The 22,595-nt window shown below is 72.4% G+C and carries 13 protein-coding genes, 2 tRNA genes and 1 pseudogene; 11 read left to right on the top strand and 5 right to left on the bottom strand.

The genetic code is table 11. The features are described 5' to 3' along the window. Nucleotides 1–132 precede the first annotated feature (132 nt). Entirely contained in the window at nt 133–4,200 is a 4,068-nt protein-coding gene (locus MDN94_RS07235) for a PAS domain-containing protein (protein WP_482725088.1), read from the bottom strand. A gap of 169 nt (nt 4,201–4,369) precedes the next feature. Beyond that, nucleotides 4,370–4,834, bottom strand: a complete 465-nt coding sequence (locus tag MDN94_RS07230) for an SSI family serine proteinase inhibitor (RefSeq protein WP_482725087.1) — start codon at nt 4,832–4,834, stop codon at nt 4,370–4,372. Nucleotides 4,835–5,036: 202 nt separating this feature from the next. Here MDN94_RS07230 and MDN94_RS07225 point away from each other — a divergent pair. From MDN94_RS07225 to MDN94_RS07205, 5 genes are all read left to right on the top strand, one after another. Then, a tRNA-Ser gene (locus MDN94_RS07225) sits at nt 5,037–5,130 on the top strand. Between the two features lie 259 nt (nt 5,131–5,389). Beyond that, nucleotides 5,390–5,462 (top strand) — tRNA-Arg (locus MDN94_RS07220). Between the two features lie 441 nt (nt 5,463–5,903). Next, the gene (locus MDN94_RS07215) at nt 5,904–6,560 is read left to right on the top strand and encodes a hypothetical protein (protein WP_482725086.1); all 657 of its coding nucleotides are present in this window, start codon (nt 5,904–5,906) and stop codon (nt 6,558–6,560) included. Between the two features lie 306 nt (nt 6,561–6,866). Then, on the top strand, nt 6,867–7,733 hold the full coding sequence (locus MDN94_RS07210; RefSeq protein ID WP_482725085.1) for a DUF2797 domain-containing protein: 867 nt from the start codon (nt 6,867–6,869) through the stop codon (nt 7,731–7,733). A 144-nt stretch (nt 7,734–7,877) separates the two neighbouring features. Beyond that, nucleotides 7,878–8,768 carry an amidohydrolase family protein gene (locus MDN94_RS07205; protein WP_482725084.1) on the top strand — a complete coding sequence of 297 codons (891 nt, stop codon included), beginning with the start codon at nt 7,878–7,880 and terminating at the stop codon, nt 8,766–8,768. A 74-nt stretch (nt 8,769–8,842) separates the two neighbouring features. Here the strand turns inward: MDN94_RS07205 and MDN94_RS07200 are convergent, their stop codons facing one another. Further along, nucleotides 8,843–10,594, bottom strand: coding sequence for a S8 family peptidase (locus MDN94_RS07200; protein WP_482727023.1), 1,752 nt, complete (start codon nt 10,592–10,594; stop codon nt 8,843–8,845). A gap of 479 nt (nt 10,595–11,073) precedes the next feature. Further along, nucleotides 11,074–13,899: a helix-turn-helix transcriptional regulator gene (locus MDN94_RS07195; RefSeq protein ID WP_482725083.1), complete on the bottom strand. Its 2,826-nt coding sequence runs from the start codon at nt 13,897–13,899 to the stop codon at nt 11,074–11,076. Nucleotides 13,900–14,033: 134 nt separating this feature from the next. Between MDN94_RS07195 and MDN94_RS07190 the strand changes: the two genes are divergently transcribed. From MDN94_RS07190 to MDN94_RS07165, 6 genes are all read left to right on the top strand, one after another. Continuing rightward, on the top strand, nt 14,034–14,771 hold the full coding sequence (locus MDN94_RS07190; protein WP_482725082.1) for a response regulator transcription factor: 738 nt from the start codon (nt 14,034–14,036) through the stop codon (nt 14,769–14,771). Beyond that, a complete protein-coding gene (locus tag MDN94_RS07185) occupies nt 14,764–16,413 on the top strand; it encodes a sensor histidine kinase (protein ID WP_482725081.1) in 1,650 nt (549 codons plus the stop codon). Before MDN94_RS07190 ends, MDN94_RS07185 begins: the two co-directional genes overlap by 8 nt. Nucleotides 16,414–16,453: 40 nt before the next feature. Next, a complete protein-coding gene (locus MDN94_RS07180) occupies nt 16,454–17,734 on the top strand; it encodes a glycosyltransferase (RefSeq protein ID WP_482725080.1) in 1,281 nt (426 codons plus the stop codon). Next, complete coding sequence (locus MDN94_RS07175; RefSeq protein ID WP_482725079.1) at nt 17,731–19,821, top strand: glycosyltransferase family 39 protein; 2,091 nt, start codon at nt 17,731–17,733, stop codon at nt 19,819–19,821. Before MDN94_RS07180 ends, MDN94_RS07175 begins: the two co-directional genes overlap by 4 nt. Before the next feature lie 71 nt (nt 19,822–19,892). Next, complete coding sequence (locus tag MDN94_RS07170) at nt 19,893–21,404, top strand: MFS transporter (protein ID WP_482725078.1); 1,512 nt, start codon at nt 19,893–19,895, stop codon at nt 21,402–21,404. Between the two features lie 137 nt (nt 21,405–21,541). Then, a complete protein-coding gene (locus MDN94_RS07165; protein WP_482725077.1) occupies nt 21,542–22,315 on the top strand; it encodes a TetR/AcrR family transcriptional regulator in 774 nt (257 codons plus the stop codon). 46 nt (nt 22,316–22,361) lie between these two features. Here MDN94_RS07165 and MDN94_RS07160 read toward each other — a convergent pair. Beyond that, nucleotides 22,362–22,488 (bottom strand): annotated as a pseudogene (locus MDN94_RS07160) (YceI family protein); the annotation flags it as partial. Nucleotides 22,489–22,595: the final 107 nt, after the last annotated feature.

Raw genomic sequence — 22,595 nt, 5'->3', positions numbered from 1 at the left:
GGTAGGACACACGGCTGCGGAACACAGAGGTCCAGGCTCGGAGCCGTAGTCGCTCCGGCAGTGCGCGTACCAGCGGGAACAGAGGGGCCGGCGGTCGAGACCGCCGGCCCTTTCGCGTCGGTCGGCCCCGATTCAGTTGGTGCCGATCTTCGCCAGAAGGTCCACGATGCGCGCCTGGACCTCGTTGCTCGTCGAGCGTTCCGCGAGGAAGAGCACCGTCTCCCCCGAGGACAGCCGCGGCAGCTCCGCCGGATCGAGGCCTGCGGAGGTGTAGACGACCAGCGGGGTGCGGTTCAACTGGCCGCTCGCGCGCAGCCAGTCGATGATCCCGGCACGCCGGCGACGCACCTGCATCAGGTCCATCACCACCAGGTTCGGGCGCATCTGGGTGGCGAGGGTGACGGCGTCCGCGTCGGCGCCGGCCCGTGCCACCTGCATGCCGCGCCGCTCCAGCGTCGACGTCAGCGCGAGCGCGATCTCCTCGTGCTCCTCGATCAGCAGCACCCGCGACGGGTGCTGCTCACTGTCCCTGGGCGCCAGCGCCTTGAGCAGTACGGCGGGATCGGCGCCGTAGGCGGCCTCCCGCGTCGCCTGCCCCAGACCCGCCGTCACCAGCACCGGAACCTCGGCGGCCACGGCGGCCTGGCGCAGCGACTGCAGCGCGGTCCGGGTGATCGGCCCGGTGAGGGGGTCCACGAACAGGGCGGCCGGGAACGCCGCGATCTGCGCGTCGACCTCCTCACGCGAGTGCACTACGACGGGCCGGTAGCCGCGGTCGCTCAGCGCCTGCTGCGTGGAGACGTCGGGTGCCGGCCACACCAGCAGCCGACGGGGGTTGTCCAGCGGCTCCGGGGGCAGTTCGTCGTCGACGGGCTGCGGCTGCGGCTGGTTGGCGACCTCGACCGCGCCTCCGGGCCCGTCAAGCGGTTCCGGGCCCTCCGCGCCTTCGTCGGGTGCCCCTATCGCGTAGGACCGCCCCTCGGAGCGGTTGTCCGCGCGGTCGGCGGGGAGCCGGGGACCGTTCTGCGGTACGCCGGGAGGAACGGGGGCGGGCACCGGCGCCGCGGTGGGCTGCGGATGCGGCCGGGCGGCGAGTTCGGGCTGCTCGCTGTCGGGACGAGTGCCGAGCTTCCTGCGGCGGCCCGATCCGAGTGTCTGGTTCTGCTGCTGGGTGAGGTGCTGGGCGAACGGCACACCCTGGCCCAGGGTGCGCACGCTGAACGCGCGTCCCTGCGTGGAGTCGGCGGGTACCGGCTGCTCCTCGGGGAGGGGCTGGGCGACGCGCGCGACCGCAGGCCGAGGGGCCTGGGCCGACGGCAGCGCTCCGGCCTGCGGGGCGTTCCCCTCCTGGTCCCGCTGCCCCGCTTCGTCCTGCGGCTGAGCCGGTGCGACGGGCGGCAGGGGCAGCGATACGGAAGCGGTGTCGGACGCCTGCACGGGTGCGGCGAAGCCCTGGCCGGCCGACGGGTGCCCGACTGCGGCGGGCGGTTCGGCGGCGGAGACCCCGCCCGTGACGCCGGCCGAAGGACCGCCGACCGAAGGACCACCGACCGAAGGACCACCGACCGAAGGACCACCGGATGCAGCGCCTGAAGCGCCGTCGCCGGAAGGACCGTCGGCAGAGCCGCCGGGGAGTGCGGCTTCCTGCCCCCACCCGGCCTGACCGGCCGCCGTGGGCCCGGCCGGAATCTCACCGGGAACCGGGGCCTGCGGCGGTGGGGTCGGCTGCTCCTCGTTACGGGCACGCCTGCGCCCGGTCGGCGCCGGGTGCTGCTGCGGAGGCGTGTGGTGCGCGGTGTCCGGGGCCGCAGCCACGGCGTCGTGCCGCTCAGCTGCGGGGCCCTCGGGCCTGACCTCTTCGGCGGGGATCCGGTCCGCTTCCGCCGGCGGCAGGGCGAACGCGCTGCGCGGTGCCGCGCTCTCGGGCTCGGCCGGTGCCGCGGCCAGCGCGCGCCGGGCGCGCCGGCCGCTGGGCTGCGGCGCCTGGCGGGTCTGTTCGGCGCCCGCCGGGGAGGGCAGGCCGCTCTCGACGGCCCTCCGCGCGCGCCGCCCCGAGGGCGCCGTCTGCATGCCGTGGGGATCGACCGGTACACCTTGCGGCGGGACGGTCTGCCCGAGCGCCGCACGTCCGCCCGCGCCTTCGGCGGCGGTCACCACGGAGCCCTCCGCGGGCCGCACGGCCACGGCCGCGTTCTCGGCGGGGCTGGGGCGACCACGCCGCCGCCCGGTCCCCCCGCTGCCGCCCTGGCCCTCGGCCGGTCCCTCGACGCTGTTCCGGGCGGCTCCCTCACCCGTGTCCTGGGCAGGGATGAGCTCGGCGTCCGACTGCGCCGCCCGGCGCCTCCCGGTCGGCTGCGTCGCGGCCACCGGGTCCTCCATGGCCACCGGGCTCTCCAGGAAGGCGTCCGTGGAGGCCCGCCGAGCCCGTCGGCGTCCGCCGCCACCGGTGGTCGTGTTCGCCGAAGCCATGACCGGCCCGGACGGCTCGGACGACTGCTGCGCCGGCAGCGCGGGCAACTGGGCCGCGGCAGGGGCGGGCGGGGCGACGGTCCCCGCGCCCTCGCCCAGCGGCACCTCGAGCACGTATGCGCTGCCGCTCATCCCCGGCACCTCGTGCGTCTGCAGCACACCGCCGTGCGCCCGTACGATCCCGCGCACGATCGGCTCGTGCACCGGGTCGCCCCCGGCGAACGGCCCTCGCACCTCGATCCGGACGACGTCACCGCGCTGGGCGGCCGCGACGACGACGGTCGAGTCCACGTAGCCGCCACCGGGAGGGAGCTTGGCCTTGCCGGTCGAGTCGACACCCGCGACGTCCGCCACCAGATGCGCGAGCGCCGTGGCCAGCCGTGTCCCGTCGACCTCTGCCTCGATCGGCGGCGCGTGCACCGCGAACTGGGCGCGCCCGGGACCGATGAGCTCGATCGCGCCCTCGACACCCGCCGCGACGACCGCGTCGAGCAGGACGTTGGTCTTCGTCAGCTGCTCCGTGCCGGTGTCGAGGCGCTGGTAGCCGAGGACGTTGTCGACGAGCGTGGTCATCCGCGCGTAGCCGGCGGCCAGGTGGTGCAGGATCTGATTCGCTTCCGGCCACAGCTGTCCGGCAGGGTCGGCAGCCAGCGTGCCCAGTTCGGTGCGCAGTTCCTCCAGGGGGCCGCGCAGCGACTCCCCGAGCACCGCGGTCAGCTGTGCGTGCCGGGCGGCCAGCTCCGAGTACCGCTCGGAGCCCGCTTCCAGCTCGGCCGTGTAGCGGTCGGCCTTGTCAGCGAGCTCGGCCTCGTACCGCTCGACCTTGTCCGCCAGCTCGGCCTCGTAGCGCTCGGTGGTGGCGGCCAGTTCCGCCGTGAGCCGCTCCGTCGTCTCCGCCAGCTCGGCGGCGTGCTTCTCGGCCTGCTCCTCGTAAGGCCGCCGGTCGGTGAACGTCATCACCGCGCCCACCAGCTGGTCCCCGTCGCGCACCGGTGCCGTCGTCAGGTCGACAGCGACCTTGGAGCCGTTCTTGGCCCACAGAACCTGGCCGCGCACCCGGTGCTTGCGCCCGGACTTGAGGGTGTCGGCGAGCGGCGACTCCTCGTACGGGAACGGCTCGCCGTCCGCGCGTGAGTGCACGATCAGCGGGTGCAGCTCCTGGCCGCCGAGGTCGCTGGCGCGGAACCCGAGGATCTGGGCGGCGGCCGGGTTGACCAGCACGACCCGTCCGTCGGTGTCGGTGCCCACGACGCCCTCGGAGGCCGCCCGGAGGATCATCTCCGTCTGCCGCTGCGAACGCGCCAGCTCCGCCTCGGTGTCGACGGTGCCCGACAGATCGCGGACGACGAGCATCAGCAGCTCGTCGCCGGTGTACGCGTTGAAGGAGTCGTACGCCTCGCGCCCGTCCTCCAGGCTCGCGCTGGTCACCTCGACGGGGAACTCGCCGCCGTCCGTACGCCGCGCGATCATGCGGGTGGGCTTGGTACGTCCCCGCCGGTCCGCGGCGTCGGGCCGGCGCATCGACCCGGGGATCAGCCGCGAGTCGAACTGGGGCAGCAGATCGAGGAGACCCCGTCCGACCAGAGCGGTCCCCGGGGTCTCGAAAAGCTCCAGGGCGATGGTGTTGGCGTTGACGACCGTGCCGTTGGCATTGACGAGCACGAGCCCGTCCGGAAGGGCGTCGAGTATGGCTGCGAGGCGAGCAGCGCCTCGGGATGGCCTGCTGCTCACGACGACGGTTCCTCCCTGACCTACTGCGTATTGCGGACGGCCGCTCCCATAGTGCCCCTCGGGCCTCGGCCTGTCACTGAAGGGAGTCTAAGGGCACCGGCCGGGGCCCGGACGGCGGATGAGGGGGAGCTCTCACCAAGGTTGTGTGCACATGACGTACGCCGTCGGCCTATGACCTGGTGTTCGGCAGCACCGGCTCGAGTGTCTGCCACCGCGAGATCTCGCAGCCGTTGCTCCGGTCGAAGGTGGCGTCCACCTGTCGCCCCTGCCAGGTACCGGTGACCCGCGCCGTGGCCGGCCCGCCGAACTGCTGGGTGCACATCTGGTCCGCGGCCACCGGGGCGAACGGGTCCTGCTGCTCCCGCGCGAACTCCTCGAGGCGGCTGCAGGCCGACTCGGCGGAGGGGTGGGTCCCGCCGGCCGGTCGGCACTCGAGCTCGTACCTGCCGTCCGTCCGGGTGTTCCCGGTCGCGGAGACGATCACTGTCAGCCGATCGGGCTGCTCGGGGGCGGGTCTCTTCAGCAGCGGCAGGGGCAGCGGTGGCGGCGAGAGTACGACCGCCCCGGCGGCGGGCACGGCCGCGGCCAGGGCGGCGACGGACGCGGTTGCGGTGAGGACAAGGCGGCGCAGCATGGGGCCTCCTGAAGATTCACGGGTACGGCCGGGGGCCAGGACAGGCCCCGGCATGTCTAACGCTGCTCACGCCCCGGCGTTGCGCAACCGCAAGCACTTTGCCCTTCGGGCCCAGGGGCTAGTACCGTGGACGGCGATTGGTGACACGCCCCTGGGCTGTGTCATCATCTGCACGCACCACTCGCGCCCGCGTGAGTGTGCTGGAGGCGTCGCCTAGTCCGGTCTATGGCGCCGCACTGCTAATGCGGTTTGGGTCTTAAAGCCCATCGAGGGTTCAAATCCCTCCGCCTCCGCCAGTTGATCATCGAAGCCCCGGCCACACGGCCGGGGCTTCGGTCGTTCCTTGGGTCGGCTCGCACGGACAGGGCGCCGGTCGTCCCGGTGGTCGGCCGGCACGGCACGGGGCCTGGCTCGCCCCGTGGGCCGTGTGCGTACACCCGTTCAGGTGTTTTAGCAGGTCAGGCGTGGTGCGGTTAATGGATTTCGCGTCGCGGCGCAGGTCATGTAATGTTGTTCCCGCAACGCCGACCAGGCAGAAAAGCCCGGGAAGCACAAGCACTCGTAGCTTAACGGATAGAGCATCTGACTACGGATCAGAAGGTTGCAGGTTCGAATCCTGCCGAGTGCACAGCAGGCGAGAGGCCCCGGACGACAAGTCCGGGGCCTCTCGCGTTGGGGCGTGCAGCAGCGAACTGCAGCGACCGCGCCGACTGCTGTCGGCCGGTCCGGCTCATCGAGTCGCCGGCCTGCCGATCGCGGCCCGTACGGCTTCCCCGCTCGTTTCGGCCCAGACCTCCGTCGTCATGCGATCTGCGAGTGCCGAGGGATGCGCTGTGCCACCTCCGGGTGGAACTTGACGGCGACCGGAAGCGAACCGTGCCGGGTGTTCCGGAGCGGGGTGCGATCAGCATCGGCCCCGCATCCGGATCGGGCGCCGATGCCGGCGACAGGTCTCTGCCGCGGATGAACGGGGTGCGACCGCGGACGACGGGGGAGACGCATTTGGCGTGGTCAGCCCTGATGCGCTTGAGTATCCACTTAAATGGGTAATGGTCGCGGGGAGTTGACGTTGAATAAGGCAGCACGGGGGATCACGGCCGGAGTGGTGCTGATGGCCGTACTGACGGCATGTGGTGGTTCGGACGACGGTCTGGATGCCTTCCGTGGGGACGGGGACAAGCCCCCGGTCACGCTGACGCCGGACATGGTCCGCACCGCCCTCCCCAGCAAGGCGAGCGCCCCCAAGGGCTTCGAGGGCGACGACATCGAGGTCGAGGTCGGCGACGAGGCGGTCGAGGCGTGCACCGACTCGACCGAGTCCAACTGCGGCGGGCTGATCAGCATGGGCGCCACCGACTTCGACACGGACGACAGAGACCGGGGCGACAGCTCCGACTACGACGGTGAGGTCGACTTCGGCATCCTGGCCTTCCAGAGCCCGGACGACGCCAGTGCCACGTACAAGGCCCTGGTCACCGAGGAGCGCGGCAAGGCGGAGGAGGACGGAAAGAAGGTGAAGCCGTTGGAGATCGACGCGGGCGCCGAGGAGACCGAGGCCTTCGAGGATGCCGACGGCGAGACCTTGGTCATGATGCGGATCGGCAGCGTCGTCGCCGTGGTGAGCGGCGACGGCACCTTCGTGGAGAAGCCGAACTACAACGACCTCGCGAAGCTCCAGATCGACCGGCTGAAGAAGACCGCCCAGGGCATGAACCCCGACGCGTGATCCGCTGAGCCCGCGGGCCCCGGCCCGGCCGGGTATGCGGCCACAGGCCCCGTGTCGGTAGCACTCGCGGGCTGTTGCGTCGCACGGTCACGTGTCACCGGCTGTCGATAGGGTCGTCACCGGGCCCTGAATCGGACGGCGCGCACGCCTGTGGTTTCGAGAAGATCGCAGGTTCACATCCTGCCGGGTGCGCAGCAGGCGAGAGGCCTCCGGAGAGATCCGGGGGCCTTTCGCGTGGGTGGTGCGAGCGGTGGCCGTCGTACAGGGGAGGCGGGAGCCACCGGCGTTCGCCCTATGGAGGTGGGTATGGGCTGGCGGTGTGCCGGGCTCGGCTGGCCGAGTGGTGCCCGGGTGTGCGTGCTGAGATGGGAGGGCGGCCGGGTCAGTCCGCTCGTCATCGGCAAGGGCCTCGGCTTCCGGGCGGAGGGCGTCCGCCGCTGTGTCGGTGCGCGGGGGAACGCGTGCCCCATGGCCGCCGTGGTGTCCGGCAGGGCGACCCAGGCGCGGTGCCCGGACTGCGCGCGGCTGGACCGGGCGCATTCGGTCGCCGCCGACGCCGTGCCCGACGACCCCCGCACGTACCGGGTGTACCTGGCCTGGTTCGGGCCGGGCATGGTGAAGGTCGGGATCACGGCGGAGGAACGCGGCCCGGCGCGGTTGCTCGAGCAGGGGGCCGTGGTGTTCGCCTGGCTGGGGCGGGGCCCGCTGATGGCGGCGCGGCGCACGGAGGAACTGCTGCGGGCGGCGCTGGGTGTGCCGGACCGGATCGCGTACGCGCGCAAGCGTGCCGTGCGGGCGGCGTTGCCGGGGCCGGACGAGCGGGTCGCGGAAGTGGCCGCACTGCACCGGCGGGCGCTGGCACTACCGGGGTGGGCGGAGTCCCTGGAGCCGATCGCGTTCGAGGCGGTGGACCACGTCGGTGTGTTCGGGCTCGAAGGTCTGCCCGCCGCCGACGCGGTGGTGCGCGAACTGGTGGGCGGCGGGGCGGTCGCGGGACGGTTGATCGCCGTGGCCGGGCCGGATCTGCATCTGCGGACGGCGAGGGACGGGATCGTCGTGGTCGACACCCGGCTGATGACCGGCTGGGACCTGGTCGGTGCCGGGGAGGGCGAGGCGCTGAGTGTGCCCACCGTCGGCGTGCGGGGGGACGGCGTGCAGGACGGCCTCTTCTGACGGAGCGGGACGGGACTGCCACGACGTCCGCGGATCCGGGCCGGCGGAAGCTGGTCGGATCCCGTCGGATCCCGTCGGATCTCTTCGAGTCTCTGCGGTGATCGATCTGGACGCCGGCCCGACCGGGGACGGAAGGTGGCTGCCATGAGCATCGAATCCGCAAAGGACGCGGCGGCTGAGGTACGGCGGTTCTGGTATGGGCTGGGGCTGCCGGGACTCGTGGACGTGCACACGCATTTCATGCCGGAGCCCGTACTGCGGAAAGTGTGGGCCTACTTCGACGCCGTCGGCCCGATGACCGGCATGGAGTGGCCGATCACCTATCGGCACGAGGAGGAGGAACGGGTCGCGCTGCTGCGGGAGTTCGGCGTGCGGGCCTTCACCTCGATGCTCTATCCGCACAAGCCTGGGATGGCGGCCTGGCTCAATGGCTGGGCGGCCGACTTCGCCGCGAGGACGCCGGACTGCGTGCACACCGCGACGTTCTTTCCCGAGGAGGGCGTGGACCGTTATGTGCGGGAGGCGGTCGACGGCGGGGCGCGGATCTTCAAGTCCCATCTGCAGGTGGGGGCGTACGACCCGGGTGACCCGCTGCTGGATCCGGTCTGGGGGCTGCTCGTGGAGGCGCGGGTGCCCGTCGTGATGCACTGCGGCTCCGGTCCCGCCCCCGGTAAGCACACCGGGCCTGAGCCGGTAGGGCGGCTGCTGGCGCGCCATCCCCGGCTGCGGCTGGTGGTGGCGCACATGGGTATGCCCGAGTACGGCGACTTCCTGGACCTGGCCGAGCGCTACGGGGAGGTCCGGCTGGACACGACGATGGCGTTCACGGATTTCAGCGAGGCCTTCGCGCCCTTCCCGGAGGGGGAACGGGCGCGGCTGGCGGACCTGGGGGACCGGATCGTGCTGGGTACGGACTTCCCGAACATCCCGTATCCGTATGCGCACCAGCTGCTGGCGCTGGAGCGGCTCGGGCTCGGCGACGACTGGCTGCGTGCCGTCTGCCACGACAACGGTGCCCGGCTGCTGGGTGCCTAGAGCATGTGCAGGGGCCTGCCGATGCCCTCCTCGACATCGGCAGGCCCCTGAGTCGGCCTGGAGGCGTGGACCTGTCAGAAGGTCAGGCTCCAGGAGTCGATGTAACCGGTGTCACCGCTGTACATGTCGGTGACGCGCAGCTTCCAGGTGCCGCTCGCAGCGACGCCGGAGGCGTCGACCGTGTAGGTGGTGAGGACGTTGTCCGCGCTGTCGTTGGAGGTGTTCTGCAGCACTGCGGAGGCGCCGCTCGGGGCGACGATCTCGATCTTGAGGTCACCGCGGTAGGTGTGCTTGATGTCCACGGCGATCTTGAGGGCGGCCGGCGCGTTGCCGCTGATGCCGGTCACCGCGAGGGAGGAGGTGACCGGGGTGTTGGTGTCCGGGATGCTCACGTTGGCGGCGTTGGTGAACACGCTGCCGGTGGGCGGCTGCGGGGCGGTGCCGCCGGACGCGCCGAGGGTGCGGGCGGCGTCGGCGAGACCCGCGCCGCAGCCGCCGGAGCAGGTGCCGGGCAGCGTGCGGGCGTTGCTCCTGATCGAGCTCTCGACCTGGGCCGGCGTGACGGACGGGTTGGCCTGGTACATCAGCGCGGCGAGGCCGGCGATGTGCGGGGCGGCCATGCTGGTGCCCTGGTACGCCTTGTAGTTCTCGGTGCTCGGGCTGCGGGTGCCGCTGTTCAGCGTGGACCAGATGCCGTTGGCGGAGCTCACCGCGGTCTCGCCGCCGGGGGCGGTGATGTCGACGATGGTGCCGTAGTTCGAGTAGGAGGCGCGGTTGCCCTCACGGTCGGACGCGGCGACGGTGATGACGTTGCCGCAGTTCGCCGGGTTGAAGTTGGCCGCGTTGGCGTTGCTGTTGCCGGCCGCCACCACGACGGTGGTGCCGCGGTTCACGGCGGCGTTGATGGCGCTCTGGGTGCCGGAGTCGCAGGCCCCGCTGCCGCCGAGGCTCATGTTGATGACATCGGCGGGGTTCGGGTTGTTCGGTACGCCCGAGACGGTGCCGCCGGAGGCCCAGGTGATGGAGTCCATGATGTCGGCCGTCGTGCCGCCGCACTTGCCGAGCACGCGGACCGGCTGGATGGTCGCGTTGTACGCGATGCCGGCGATGCCCTTGCTGTTGTTCGTGGTGGCGGCGATGGTGCCCGCGACGTGGGTGCCGTGCCAGGAGCTGGTGGTGTCGCGCTCGGGGTAGTTGTTGCCGCACTCGCCCTGCAGCATCCAGTCGCCCGGGTCGGCGGCGTTGCTGTCGCGGCCGCCGCCGTCGTTCGCCATGAACGGGTCGGAGATGAAGTCGTAGCCCGCGATCACGTTGCCGGCGAGATCGGAGTGGGCGACGTAGCCGGTGTCGATGACGGCGACCTTGACGCCCTCGCCCGTGGCCTTGTCCCAGGCGCCCGGGACGTTCATGCCGGCGGCCGACTCGAACAGGTCCCACTGACGCTGGTACTCGGTGTCGTTCGGGTTCACGGCCGCGGCGTACACCCGGCGGTCGGGGACTACGTAGGCGACGTCCGGGTCGGCGCGGAAGGCGGCCATCACATCGTCGGCGTCCTTCTTGTCGAGCTCTCCGCCGAGGTCGACCAGGGCGGCTCCGGTGCCCAGACGGCGGTCGAAGTCGAGGGACTCGCCGGCCTTCTTGCCCTTGGCCTCGGCGTCTTTGGCGGCCGCGGAGTCGGAGTTGGCCTCTGTGGTCATCGACTTGTAGCCGACGATGAGGCGTTCGACGGGGGCCTGGCCGGCCGGGGCCGGGGCCGAGGGTGCGGGGGCGGCGTCCGGGGCAGCGGTGGGCGCGGCGACCGAGGTGGCCGTGCCGACGCAGAGCATCGCGGTGGCGGTTGCCGCGAGAAGGGACGTGCGTATGAGTCTTGGACCGTTCAAGGCGTTGCCTTTCGAGGGTTCGACCCGGCAGCACGAACCAAGGCATACCTGGTTCAGTGCATGACAAGCCGGGGGTTCCTGTCGCCGCTGACAGGGTGCAGGGGGTTGTGAGAGGGCGGCCGTCCGAGCGGGCAGCGAAGGGAGCCCCGTCGAGCGCCAGTGGATTGGGGTGCGCTCGTGTCCGGATGCCGGGGACGCACGGTGCGGGCGACGTCGGCTGGGTGGGCCGAGAACACCCGTACACGGCCCCCTTCAGCCGCTCGTGTCACCGGACGGTCGGACGCGCTGACAGCTCCCCCGCTGTGGATGCGCGTTCGACCGGCCGATGGGCATGGAACCTACGGCTGAGAATGCACACTCGCCTATCCGGGGGGGTGCCGCTACGGATACCTGATTAACCCCTGGTCTTCAGCTGAACGGTCCGATTAGTCACTGTTTACGGTGGCGTTCGGGGTCTCCGGCAGAACGGCCGTGTCGATGATTTTGGCGAGATGTTGCCGCGATGTGGTGCCGAGTTTGCGCATCGCCCGTGCGACGTGCTGCTCCACCGTGCGCGGAGAGAGATGCAGCGTCGTCGCGATCTCCCGGTTCGTCAGCCCGGTCCCCGCCAGCTCGGCGACCTCGCGCTCACGTGGCGAGAGGCGGTCGCCGTACGAGGGCCTGCCCGGCGGGCGCGTCTCCTTGGCGGGCTGGTACGAACGGAGCAGGGCACGGGCACGAGCGGCGTCCCACACGGCACCGAGGTCGGTGAACTGCCGTGTGCAGGAGGTCAGGTCCGCGACGGCCTGTTCGTGGCGCGCCTTTCGTGCGGCGCACCCGGCGTCCGTCTCGCTCACGGGCCATCCGTCCACCGCGTCGTCGGCTTCCGCTGGGCCGTCGGCCTCCCGCACAGCCGTCCGGGTCGGTTCGGCGCCCGCCGCCAGGGCACAGCGGCCCGCAGCTTCCGTGGTCAGCGCCTGGGCGTACGGGCTGGGCAGCGACACGTACGCGGCGGCCGCCGCCCGGTAGAGCGGGACGGCATCGGAAAACCGGCCCTCGGCCTCGGCCAGCGCGGCGAGGCTCCAGCTGCCCGCGGCCTCGGCCCCGGGGGCGTCACGGCCTTCGAGCCCTGCGGTGTATTCGGCGATCACCTCCCGTGCCGCTTCCGGGTCGCCCGATCGGGCGAGTGCCTCGACGGCCCAGGGCGCCAGGTCCGCCGCCCACACCCAGATCCCTTTCCGGCGTGCCCTCGCCCACGCCTCACGCGCCTCCTGTGCCGCGGAGGGCAGTTCCTGGCGGGCCAGGGCGAGCCGGATCAGGGCTCCCGAGGTGGCGGCGGCGAGCGGCGGCGCGGCCTCGTCCCGTGGCGCGGCGTTCGCGCCGGACAGCCACGACAGTGCCGCATCCCACTCGCCCTGGGCCAGCGCGAGGAGCCCACGCACCAGGCGGGCGTCCGCGCTGATCACCGGCATCGCGGCTGTGGAGGCGACGAAGCTCTCGCACCTGTCGGCCAGGCCGGCCCAGCGTCCGGTGACCCACTCGAGCCGCAGCCGGGTCCCGAGCGCCGTGTGCTCGGTGTAGGGCGCGCCGCTCTTGCCGGCCAGTTCGAAGCCCTCGGTGAGCAGGTCCTGTGCCCGCCCCGGGTGGCCGAGCCACAGAGCGGCGTCGGCGGCGTTGCACAGACCGCGGGCCGCGTGCAGCCGCGACCGGGGGTCGGGGCTGTCCGTGGGCAGCTCCGTGACGAGATCCCAGGCCTGCGGGTCGCCGCAACTCATGGCCAGGCCGACGCGGTTGGCGGCGACGGCCGAGCGGGCGGCTTCGTCGCCACTGTCCTCCGCGGTCCTGGCCGCGTCCTCCAGCCACCCCTGGTGGACCTCGAGCGAGGAACTGGGCCAGTGGGGCATGACCAGCGCGGACATCGCCCGCGCCGACAGGTCGGGCCGGGCCTCGCGCAGTTCGGCGGCGGCCCGCTCCAATTCGTGCCAGCCCTTGTCGCTCATACCGACCTGGTTGCACAGCAGCAGCCCCAGGTCGAGCCGGAGTTCGCCCCGCACGGCTGCGGGGAGGGCGGCGTCCTCGACGATCTGGGTCAGCACCTGGACGGTCTGGTCGGAGCGCAGTCCGACGACCGCGCTGCGGGCCAGGATCGGGGCCAGCCGGGCGCGGGTCTGCGGCGGTACGGCCGGGTCGGCGAGGGTCTGCTCCAGCAGGCCGATGGCCTCCTGGTGCCGCTCCGACTCCGCCGCCTCCCGCGCGGCCTGTTCGACGGCGCGCAGCCAGCCGCGTATCCGGCCGCCGGCTCTGTGGTGCCTTGCCAGTGCCGCCCAGGGCACGGGCTGCCGGTGCGCCAGTACGGAGGCCGCCCGCCCGTGCAGTTCCTGCCGTACGGGCCCCGGCAAGGACCCGTGCACGGCGACGGCCGCGAGCGGGACGGGCAGCCCGTAGCGGCCCTCCCCCGATTCCGTCAGTGCGGCGCCGGCGAGCGCGCTGAGCAGCGCCTCCCTGCCGAGGGCCGGTCCCAGCCCCGACACGGCGACGAGTTCGTCGCGGTTCACCGGCTCGCCCAGTACGGCGGCGGCCCACACGACGGGCCGGTGTTCCGGCGGCAGGGCGGCCGTCCGGCCGATACTCAGGTCGGCCAGCCGTACGGGCACGCCCGCGGCGTCCACGTCGGTGGCCGTGCACCGCTGACGGGTGCTGTCGCGCAGCACCGCGAGCAGGTCGACGACGACCTGAGCGACTCCGCCGGAACGTTCGTGCAGCCGCGTCACCGCCTCCGCCGTGCAGCGTTCACCGAGGGCCGCCGTCGCGGCCTGCCGGACCTCCGCCTCCGTCCACGGCCGTATTCGGTGCCGCAGGACGGCCAGAGCGGACGGGTAGCGGGGCGGCGGGGCCCCAAGGGGCAGGCCGGGTGCGGCCAGTTCCTCGGGACGGTAGGCGATCACCGCGGCCAGTCCCGGCCGCGGCTGCTCCAGGAGCCGGTGGAGCCTGCGCAGTTCCTCCCGGTCCGCGCGGTGCACGTCGTCCACGATCAGCAGGAGGGGCAGGTCTCCGGCCAGCTCGGTGGGCTGCGGCACGGTCCCGGCCTCGCCGGGCGTCCACCGCAGGCAGGCCGCTCCTGTGCCCTCGGCGAGTCCGGCCAGCTCTTCTGCGAGGCGGCTCTTGCCCGTACCGGCGGGGCCCTCCAGCAGCAGGAGGACGGGCGCGGCGCTGTTCCCGGCGAGTGTCCGCCGCAGCCGTAGCCGCCAGAAGGATTCGTGTGCCGTGCCCACGCCGACCGCCTTCAGACTTCCGGTTCCGCTCCCTGGGCGACCCCGGATGTTTCCGTTGACTCAGCCGCACCTTCTCAGGGAATTCACAGGTTCGGGAAAGAAGCCTCTCAGGGCAATGTCACAGCCTGATGAACATGACGACGACCTCGCCCCAGGGGCGCACCGAAATGCTCAGGCCGGACGGCAGCCCCGTGCGGGTGCTCGTCGTGGACGACGAGGCGCCGCTCAGCGAACTGCTGTCGATGGCCCTGCGCTACGAGGGCTGGGAGGTGCGCAGCGCCGGCGACGGCGCGGGTGCGGTGCGCACGGTGCGGGAGTTCCGTCCGGACGCCGTGGTGCTCGACATCATGCTGCCGGACGTGGACGGGCTCGCCGTCCTCGGTCGGCTGCGGCGTGAGGTGCCGGACGTGCCCGTCCTGTTCCTGACGGCACGGGACGCCGTCGAGGACCGGATCGCGGGCCTCACGGCGGGCGGGGACGACTACGTGACCAAGCCGTTCTCGCTGGAGGAGGTCGTGGCACGGCTGCGCGGCCTGATCCGGCGGTCCGGCACGGCGGCGGTGCGCAGCGAGTCGCTGCTCGCGGTGGGGGACCTGACGCTCGACGAGGACAGCCACGAGGTGACCCGCGGCGGGCAGTCGATCCACCTGACAGCGACGGAGTTCGAGCTGCTGCGCTATCTGATGCGCAATCCTCGCCGTGTGCTGAGCAAGGCGCAGATCCTGGACCGGGTGTGGAGCTACGACTTCGGGGGACAGGCCAACGTCGTCGAGCTCTACATCTCCTATCTGCGGCGGAAGATCGACGCGGGCCGCCCGCCGATGATCCACACACGGCGCGGCGCGGGATATCTGATCAAGCCCGGTGCGTGAGGTGACACCGCGGCGGCCGTGGTCGCTGCGGGCACGGCTGGTGGTCTCGGCGGTGCTGCTGATCGCCGTGGTGGGGACGGTGATCGGCACGGTCACCACCATCGCGTTCCGCACCTATCTGTACGGTCAGCTGGACGCCCGGCTGGCGGCTGTGGCGATGCGGGCGTCGGGGCCGTCGGCTGCGGAGGCGAAGCGGCCGCCGGACATGCCGCGCATGGGGCCGCTGGACTTCGTGACCGGCGGCGGCACACCCGTCGGGACGGTGGGCGCGGTCGTCGAGGACGACGGCGCCGTGATCCGGGCCGTGGCGAGCACCCAGGTGGAGCCTTCGGGGCCGGAACCTACCGAGAGCGTGCTCGACGCGGCGCAGACCGAGGCGCTGGCCGCCGTGGTGCGCGACGGGAAGCCGCACACCGTGGACCTGCCGGGAATTGGCGGGTACCGGGTGACCTGTGCCGACGGTGTGCGCGGCACCTACCTCGTCGGCATCCCGACCGAGGACGTGCAGGACGCTCTCGGGACGCTGGTGCTGGTCGAGGTGTGCGTCACAGGGGCCGGGCTGGCCGCCGCCGGGATCGCGGGCGCCGGCATGGTCGGGATGGCCCTGCGTCCGCTGCGGCGGGTCGCCGCGACCGCGAGGCGGGTGTCGGAACTGCCGTTGCACAGCGGCGAGGTGGCCCTGCACGAGCGGGTGCCCGAAGCGGAGGCGGATCCGCGGACCGAGGTCGGACAGGTGGGGGCGGCGCTGAACCGCTTGCTCGGTCACGTCGGTGCGGCGCTGGTGGCACGGCAGCAGAGCGAGACACGGGTACGGCAGTTCGTCGCGGACGCCAGTCATGAGCTGCGCACGCCGCTGGCGTCGATCCGCGGGTACGCCGAACTGACGCGACGGGGCGGGGAGGGGCCCGCGGCAGGCCCTGACACGCGGCACGCGCTGGGCCGTATCGAGGCCGAGGCGACGCGTATGACGGGACTGGTGGAGGATCTGCTGCTGCTGGCCCGGTTGGATGCCGGACGGCCGCTCTGCGTGGAGAGCACCGATCTCTCACCGCTGGTCGTGGACGCGGTCGCGGACGCGAGGGCAGCGGGACCCGGCCATGTGTGGCGCCTGGAACTGCCGTCGCGGCCGGCGGCGGTACGGGGCGACGCGCCCCGGCTCCAGCAGGTCCTGGTCAACCTCCTCGCCAACGCCCGCACCCACACGCCGCCGGGCACCACCGTCACGGCGCGCGTGCGCCTCATTGGGCCGTGCGTCGCACCGGCGCGCGGCCGGGCATCGGCGTCCGCCGCTCCTCCGGCGTCCGGCCAGGCTCCGGCCGTCGTGCTCGAGGTCGAGGACGATGGGCCCGGCATCCCAGAAGGCCTGCTGCCGCGCATTTTCGAGCGCTTCGCCCGAGGCGACGCCTCCCGGTCGCGCCAGGCCGGCAGCACCGGACTCGGACTCGCCATCGTGCATGCCGTCGTCGCCGCCCACGACGGTGCCGTGACCGTGCGGTCGGCGCCGGGCCGCACCGTGTTCGCGGTCACGCTGCCCGCCGCGCCGGACGCGCCCGAACCGCCCCCGGTCCGGACGCGCCCGAGCCTGCCCTCCGCCCTGCCGTCCGGCCCGCCGCCGCCGGCTCACAGACGGACCACAGGCTGATCACACGGCCGTGACAGCGGGCCCTTCGAGGGTCGTCGGTATGCGAACCGACACCCCATGGGAAACCCTGCCGGCCCGCGAGCATCTGCTCGCCGGCGCGGCCGATCCACCCGTACTCGACGTGGTGATCCCCGTCTTCAACGAGGAGGCCGATCTCGAACGGTGCGTGGTGCGGCTGCACAAGCACCTCACGGAGACGTTCCCGTACGGCTTCCGGATCACCGTCGCCGACAACGCGAGCACCGACCGGACGCCCGAGATCGCCGCCCGCCTGGAGGCCGGTATCGCCGAGGTGCGGGCGTGCCGGCTGGAGGAGAAGGGACGGGGCCGGGCGCTGCGCACGGTGTGGACGCACTCGGACGCGCCCGTGCTCGCCTACATGGACGTCGACCTGTCCACCGACCTGAACGCCCTCCTTCCGCTCGTCGCGCCGTTGATCTCCGGCCATTCGGACCTGGCGATCGGCTCCCGCCTGGCGCGGAGCTCCCGCGTGGTGCGCGGCCCCGAGCGGGAGTTCGTCTCGCGCGCCTACAACCTGATCCTCAAGTCGTCGCTGGCGGCGCGCTTCTCCGACGCGCAGTGCGGGTTCAAGGCCGTCCGGCGGGACGTGGCGCAGCGGCTGCTGCCGATGGTCGAGGACACCGGATGGTTCTTCGACACCGAGCTGCTGGTGCTGGCGGAACGGGCCGGTCTGCGGATCCACGAGGTGCCGGTGGACTGGGTCGACGACCCCGATTCCAGCGTCCACATCGTCAGGACGGCCGCCGAGGACCTCAAAGGCGTCTGGCGGGTCGGGCGCGCGCTCGCGGTCGGGGCGCTCCCGCTGGAGCGTCTCGCCCGCCCCTTCGGTGACGACCCGCGTGACCGGGAGCTCAGCGGCGTGCCCAGGGGACTGGCCCGTCAGCTCGTCGGCTTCTGTGCGGTCGGCGTGTTCTCGACACTGCTGTTCCTGCTGCTGTACTCGCTGTTCCGTGCCGGGACGGGGCCGCAGCCGGCCAACGCCGCCGCTCTGCTGCTCTCCGCCGTCGCCAACACCGCGGCCAACCGCCGGCTCACGTTCGGTGTGCGCGGCCGGGTCCGCGCCGTACGCCATCAGGCGCAGGGCCTGGTCGTCTTCGGCATCGGACTCGCTCTGACCAGCGGTTCCCTCGCCGCCCTGGACGTGGCCGCCGGCGGTCCCTCACATGGCACCGAGCTTGCCGTGCTCGTCGCGGCGAACCTTGCCGCGACCGCGCTGCGGTTCCTGCTCCTCCGGGCCTGGGTCTTCCCCGAACAGCACGGTGCCCGCGCCGACATGACCGACAAGAGGTACACCGCATGACCACGACCGTCCCGCACGGCGGGATCACCATGCCCGACGGCCCCGGGCACGCACACCCGCGGGCACGCCGACTCGCGGCGCTGTGGCGTGGCAGGGAGACGGACGCCCGCTGGGTGCGTCCCGCGTTCCTCGCCCTGCTGGCCGCGACCGCACTGCTCCACCTCTGGAACCTGAGCGCCTCCGGCTACGCCAACTCCTTCTACTCCGCGGCGGCGCAGGCCGGCAGCGAGAGCTGGAAGGCCTTCTTCTTCGGCTCCTTGGACGCGGGCAACTCCATCACCGTCGACAAGCCCCCGGCATCGCTCTGGCCGATGGGCCTGTCCGTGCGGATCTTCGGCCTCGGCTCGTGGCAGATCCTCGTGCCCCAGGTGCTGATGGGCGTGGCGACCGTCGCGGTGCTGTACGCGGCGGTACGCCGGCGCTTCACGCCGGCGGCGGGGCTCGCCGCGGGCGCGGTCCTGGCGCTCACACCGGTCGCCGTGCTGATGTTCCGCTTCAACAACCCGGACGCCCTGCTCGCGCTGCTGATGACGGTCACCGTGTACTGCGTGCTGCGGGCACTCGAGGACGCGCGGACCGCGTGGCTGATGTGGGCCGGCGTCGCGGTGGGCCTCGCGTTCCTGACCAAGACGCTCCAGGCGTTCCTGATCCTGCCTGCCCTGGCAGCGGTGTACGCGGTGTGCGCGCCGACGACGCTGCGCCGCAGGCTCGGCCAACTCGCCCTGGCGGGTCTCGCGATCGTGGTCTGCGGCGGCTGGTGGCCGGCCGTCGTGGAGCTGTGGCCGAAGTCATCGCGTCCTTACATCGGCGGCTCCCAGAACGACAGCTTCCTGGAACTGACCTTCGGCTACAACGGACTGGGACGGATCAACGGCGAGGAGACCGGCAGCGTCGGCGGCGGAGGCGGCTGGGGCGAGACCGGTGTCGGCCGGCTGTTCGCCGGGAACGTCGGCGGGCAGATCTCCTGGCTGCTCCCCGCCGCACTGCTGCTGCTCGTCGCGGCCCTCTTCCTCACCCGGCGGGCGGCGCGTACGGACACGGCCAGGGCCGCTTTCCTTGTCTGGGGCGGCTCGTTGCTGAGTACGGCCGTGATCTTCAGTTTCATGGCCGGGATCTTCCACGAGTACTACACGGTGGCGCTGGCGCCGTACATCGCAGCGCTGGTCGGCATGGGTGGCACGCTGCTGTGGGAGGAGCGCGCGAAGCCGTTCTGGTCGACGCTGCTCGCGATGACGGTGGCACTGTCCGCGTGGTGGTCGTACGTGCTGCTGGGCCGGTCCGCCGACTACCTTCCGTGGCTGCCGACGGCGGTGCTGATCGGTGGTCTCGTCTCCGCGGCGGTCCTGATGTTCGTGGTGCGGGCCGGCCGGCGGACGGCCTTGGCGGCAGCCGCACTCGGCGTCGTGACGATGCTGGCGGGCCCTGCCGCGTACTCGCTGACGACCGTGGGCGAGGGGCACGCGGGCTCGATCGTGACGGCGGGCCCCGCCGTGGCGGGCGGCCGGGGCGGCCCCGGGGGCGGCCCCGGAGGCGGCCCCGGAGGCGACGACGGCCGTGCGGGAATGCGGCCTCCCGCCGGAGCCGGGCAGGGCGCGGGCCCCGGCGCGGCGGCGCCCCCGGCCGGCGCGGGCCAGGCCCGACCCGGGGGCCAGGGCCAAGGCGGCTTCCCCGCCCGGGGCGAGACCGGTGCCCCCGGCGGGGGTGGCGGCATGGGTGGTCTCCTCGACGGGGCGGACGTCGGCGCCGAGGCCCGGTCCCTGCTGGAGCGGGACGCCGACGGCTACACCTGGGCGGCCGCCGCCGTCGGCTCGCAGAACGCCGCGAGCTACCAACTCGCGACGGGCGAACCGGTGATGGCGATCGGCGGCTTCAACGGCAGTGACCCGTCCCCGACCCTCGCCCGGTTCAAGCAGTACGTGGCGGACGGGCGGATCCACTGGTTCATCGGCGGCGGTGCCGGGCCGGGCGGCGGGGCCGGCGGACCCGGCGGCGGCTCGAGTTCGGAGATCACCGCCTGGGTCGAGGAGACGTTCACCGAGGTCACGGTGGACGGCGTCAGCTTCTACGACCTGACCTCGGGGGAATAGCGCTGTACAGCGTATGGGAGATCCTTGTACGGTGTACGGGCACTTTCCCTTACGCCGTACAAGGAGCCTGAATGACGGCAACGACGACCGAGACCCGTAAGGCGGCCCCGTCCGGAGGCCACCCGCGTCGCTGGCTGATCCTCGGCGTCATCTGTCTCGCCCAGCTCACCGTGTTGCTCGACAACACCATCCTGTCCGTGGCGATCCCGTCCCTCACGAGGGAGCTCCACGCCTCGACGGCCGACATCCAGTGGATGATCAACGCCTATTCGCTGGTCCAGTCGGGCCTGCTCCTCACCGCGGGCAACGCGGCGGACCGGTACGGCCGCAGGAAGATGCTCGCCTCGGGCCTGGCCCTGTTCGGCATCGGCTCGCTCGCTGCCGGACTCGCCCAGACCTCCGGCCAGTTGATCGCGGCGCGCGCCGGCATGGGCGTGGGCGGGGCGCTGCTGATGACCACGACCCTCGCCGTCGTCGTGCAGGTCTTCGACGACAAGGAGCGGGTGAAAGCCATCGCTCTGTGGTCGACCGTCAGCTCTCTGGGCTTCGCGGCCGGACCGCTGATCGGCGGCGTGGTGCTCGAGCACTTCTGGTGGGGCGCGATCTTCCTGATCAACATCCCCGTAGCCGTGATCGGGCTGGCGTCGGTGCTCGCGATGGTCCCGGAGTCCAAGAACCCGCAGGGTGACCGGCCCGATCTGCTCGGCGCCGTGCTGTCCACGATCGGTATGACGGCCGTCGTGTACGCGATCATCTCGGGCCCGGACCACGGCTGGACCTCCACCCAGGTCCTGGCGTCGGCCGCCCTCGGCGCGTTCTTCCTCGGTGCCTTCGTGGTCTGGGAGCTGCGCATTCCGTACCCGATGCTCGACATGCACTTCTTCCGCAACCAGCGCTTCATCGGCGCGGTCGCCGGCGCGATCCTGGTGGCGTTCGGCATGACCGGCTCGCTCTTCCTGCTGACCCAGCACCTCCAGTTCGTGCTCGGGTACGGAGCCCTGGACGCCGGTCTTCGTACGGCCCCGCTGGCGCTCACGGTCGTCGCGCTCAACCTGACGGGCATCGGGGCCCGGCTGCTGCGGATCTTCGGGACTCCGGTCACCATCGCCGTCGGCATGGCCCTGGTCTCCGGCGGCCTCGCCGCCATCGCGGTCCTCGGTGCCGACGGATACGGCGGGATGCTGCTCGGCCTGGTCGTCATGGGCGCCGGGGTGGCCCTGTCCATGCCCGCGATGGCCAACGCGATCATGAGCGCCATCCCGCCGGAGAAGGCGGGCGTGGGCGCGGGCATCAACGGCACTCTCGCCGAGTTCGGCAACGGCCTCGGCGTCGCCGTCCTGGGCGCCGTACTCAACTCCCGCTTCGTCGCTCTGGTGCCCGCGGCCGTCGGGGCGACCTCGCTGCCCGCCGCCCTGGCGGCGGCGGACGGCGCCGGCGAGCGCGCTTCGGTCTCGGAGGCGTTCGCCTCGGGGCTGGAGACGAGCCAGCTGGTGGGTGCGGTGGCGGTGCTGGCCGGCGGTCTGCTCGCCGCGTTGCTGCTGCGACGGGCGGAGCGGGCGGACCCTCCCGCGGCTGCGGCCTGACACCGCCGGGCGCCCACGGTGCTGTGCCGCACAGGGCACAGCACCGTGGCACAGTTCAGCGGCATAGCATCGGAGGCGGGCGGACCGGAGGCTTCCGGCACCGCCCGTCCGGCCGGGAAGAACCGAGAGGGTGTGCGATGGCGAGTACCACCGACCGCACGAAGAGCCCCATGCGGACCAGTGTCTGGCTGGAGGGCAAGGCCGACCGCGGGCGCAGGTCGGCACAGCCGGCCGGACTGGACCGCGACAAGATCATCGACGCCACGGTCCGGCTCCTGGACGCCGAGGGCGCGGCCCGCTTCTCCATGCGCAAGCTGGCCGCCGAACTGAACGTCACCGCGATGTCGGTCTACTGGTACGTCGACACCAAGGACGACCTGCTGGAGCTGGCCCTCGACGCGGTCTTCGGAACCGTGTCGCTGCCGGACACGGACGCGGCCCCGAACGGCTGGCGCGAGCAGCTCCGTGCCCTCGCCGCCGGGTACCGGGCACTGCTGGTCCGGCATCCGTGGGTGTCGCCGCTGATCGGCACGTACCTGAACATCGGTCCGCACTCGATGGCCTTCTCGCGGGCGGCCCAGCAGATCGTCCGCAACACCGGCCTGCCGCCCCACGGACAGATGGGGGGCATCTCCGCGGTCTTCCAGTTCGTCTACGGATTCGGCACCATCGAGGGTCACTTCACCGAACGCTGCGCGGCGGCAGGGCTCAGCCAGGACGAGTACTTCCGCCAAGCCATGGGGACGATCCGAGAACGGCCGGAGTACCGCGAGAAGTTCGCGCATGCCGACGAGCTGATGGAGGCGCGCGGCGGCGACACCGTGGAGGAGATGCGGGAGCGGGACTTCGGGTTCGCGCTCGATCTCCTCATCGCGGGTATCGAGGCGATGGTGGAGCGGTCGAAGGCGTAGCCCGCCCTTCCCGGACCGTAAGGGCCGGCGGACTCTCGTCGCCCCGGCCTCACCGTGCCGTCCGCGCCGGCCTGTGCCCGCAGCACCTGGACGCCGGTCATGTCCGTCACGGTGACGACCGCGTGCTGGACGGCCCAGCCGTCGCGGGTCCGTACCTGTGCGCGAAGTCCCATACCCGTTGATCCCGTTTTTTTCTGTGTCCGGCCCTCACGGCTGAGGAGGAGCGTTCGGGCCCCGGGCGGGGCGACCGGCCGTCCCCTGCCTGCCGCCCCCGTCTCCG

This window comes from Streptomyces sp. WAC00040 (assembly GCF_056835925.1).
Note: the sequence above shows the minus strand (reverse complement) of the source record. Positions and strands in the feature narration are given on the sequence as shown.

Coding starts and splice junctions, on each gene's coding strand:
- MDN94_RS07230 (WP_482725087.1), bottom strand. CDS start 4,834: ATGCTGCGCCGCCTTGTCCTCACCGCAACCGCGTCCGTCGCCGCCCTG.
- MDN94_RS07210 (WP_482725085.1), top strand. CDS start 6,867: ATGGGCTGGCGGTGTGCCGGGCTCGGCTGGCCGAGTGGTGCCCGGGTG.
- MDN94_RS07205 (WP_482725084.1), top strand. CDS start 7,878: ATGAGCATCGAATCCGCAAAGGACGCGGCGGCTGAGGTACGGCGGTTC.
- MDN94_RS07200 (WP_482727023.1), bottom strand. CDS start 10,594: ATGCTCTGCGTCGGCACGGCCACCTCGGTCGCCGCGCCCACCGCTGCC.
- MDN94_RS07190 (WP_482725082.1), top strand. CDS start 14,034: ATGACGACGACCTCGCCCCAGGGGCGCACCGAAATGCTCAGGCCGGAC.
- MDN94_RS07180 (WP_482725080.1), top strand. CDS start 16,454: ATGCGAACCGACACCCCATGGGAAACCCTGCCGGCCCGCGAGCATCTG.
- MDN94_RS07175 (WP_482725079.1), top strand. CDS start 17,731: ATGACCACGACCGTCCCGCACGGCGGGATCACCATGCCCGACGGCCCC.
- MDN94_RS07170 (WP_482725078.1), top strand. CDS start 19,893: ATGACGGCAACGACGACCGAGACCCGTAAGGCGGCCCCGTCCGGAGGC.
- MDN94_RS07165 (WP_482725077.1), top strand. CDS start 21,542: ATGGCGAGTACCACCGACCGCACGAAGAGCCCCATGCGGACCAGTGTC.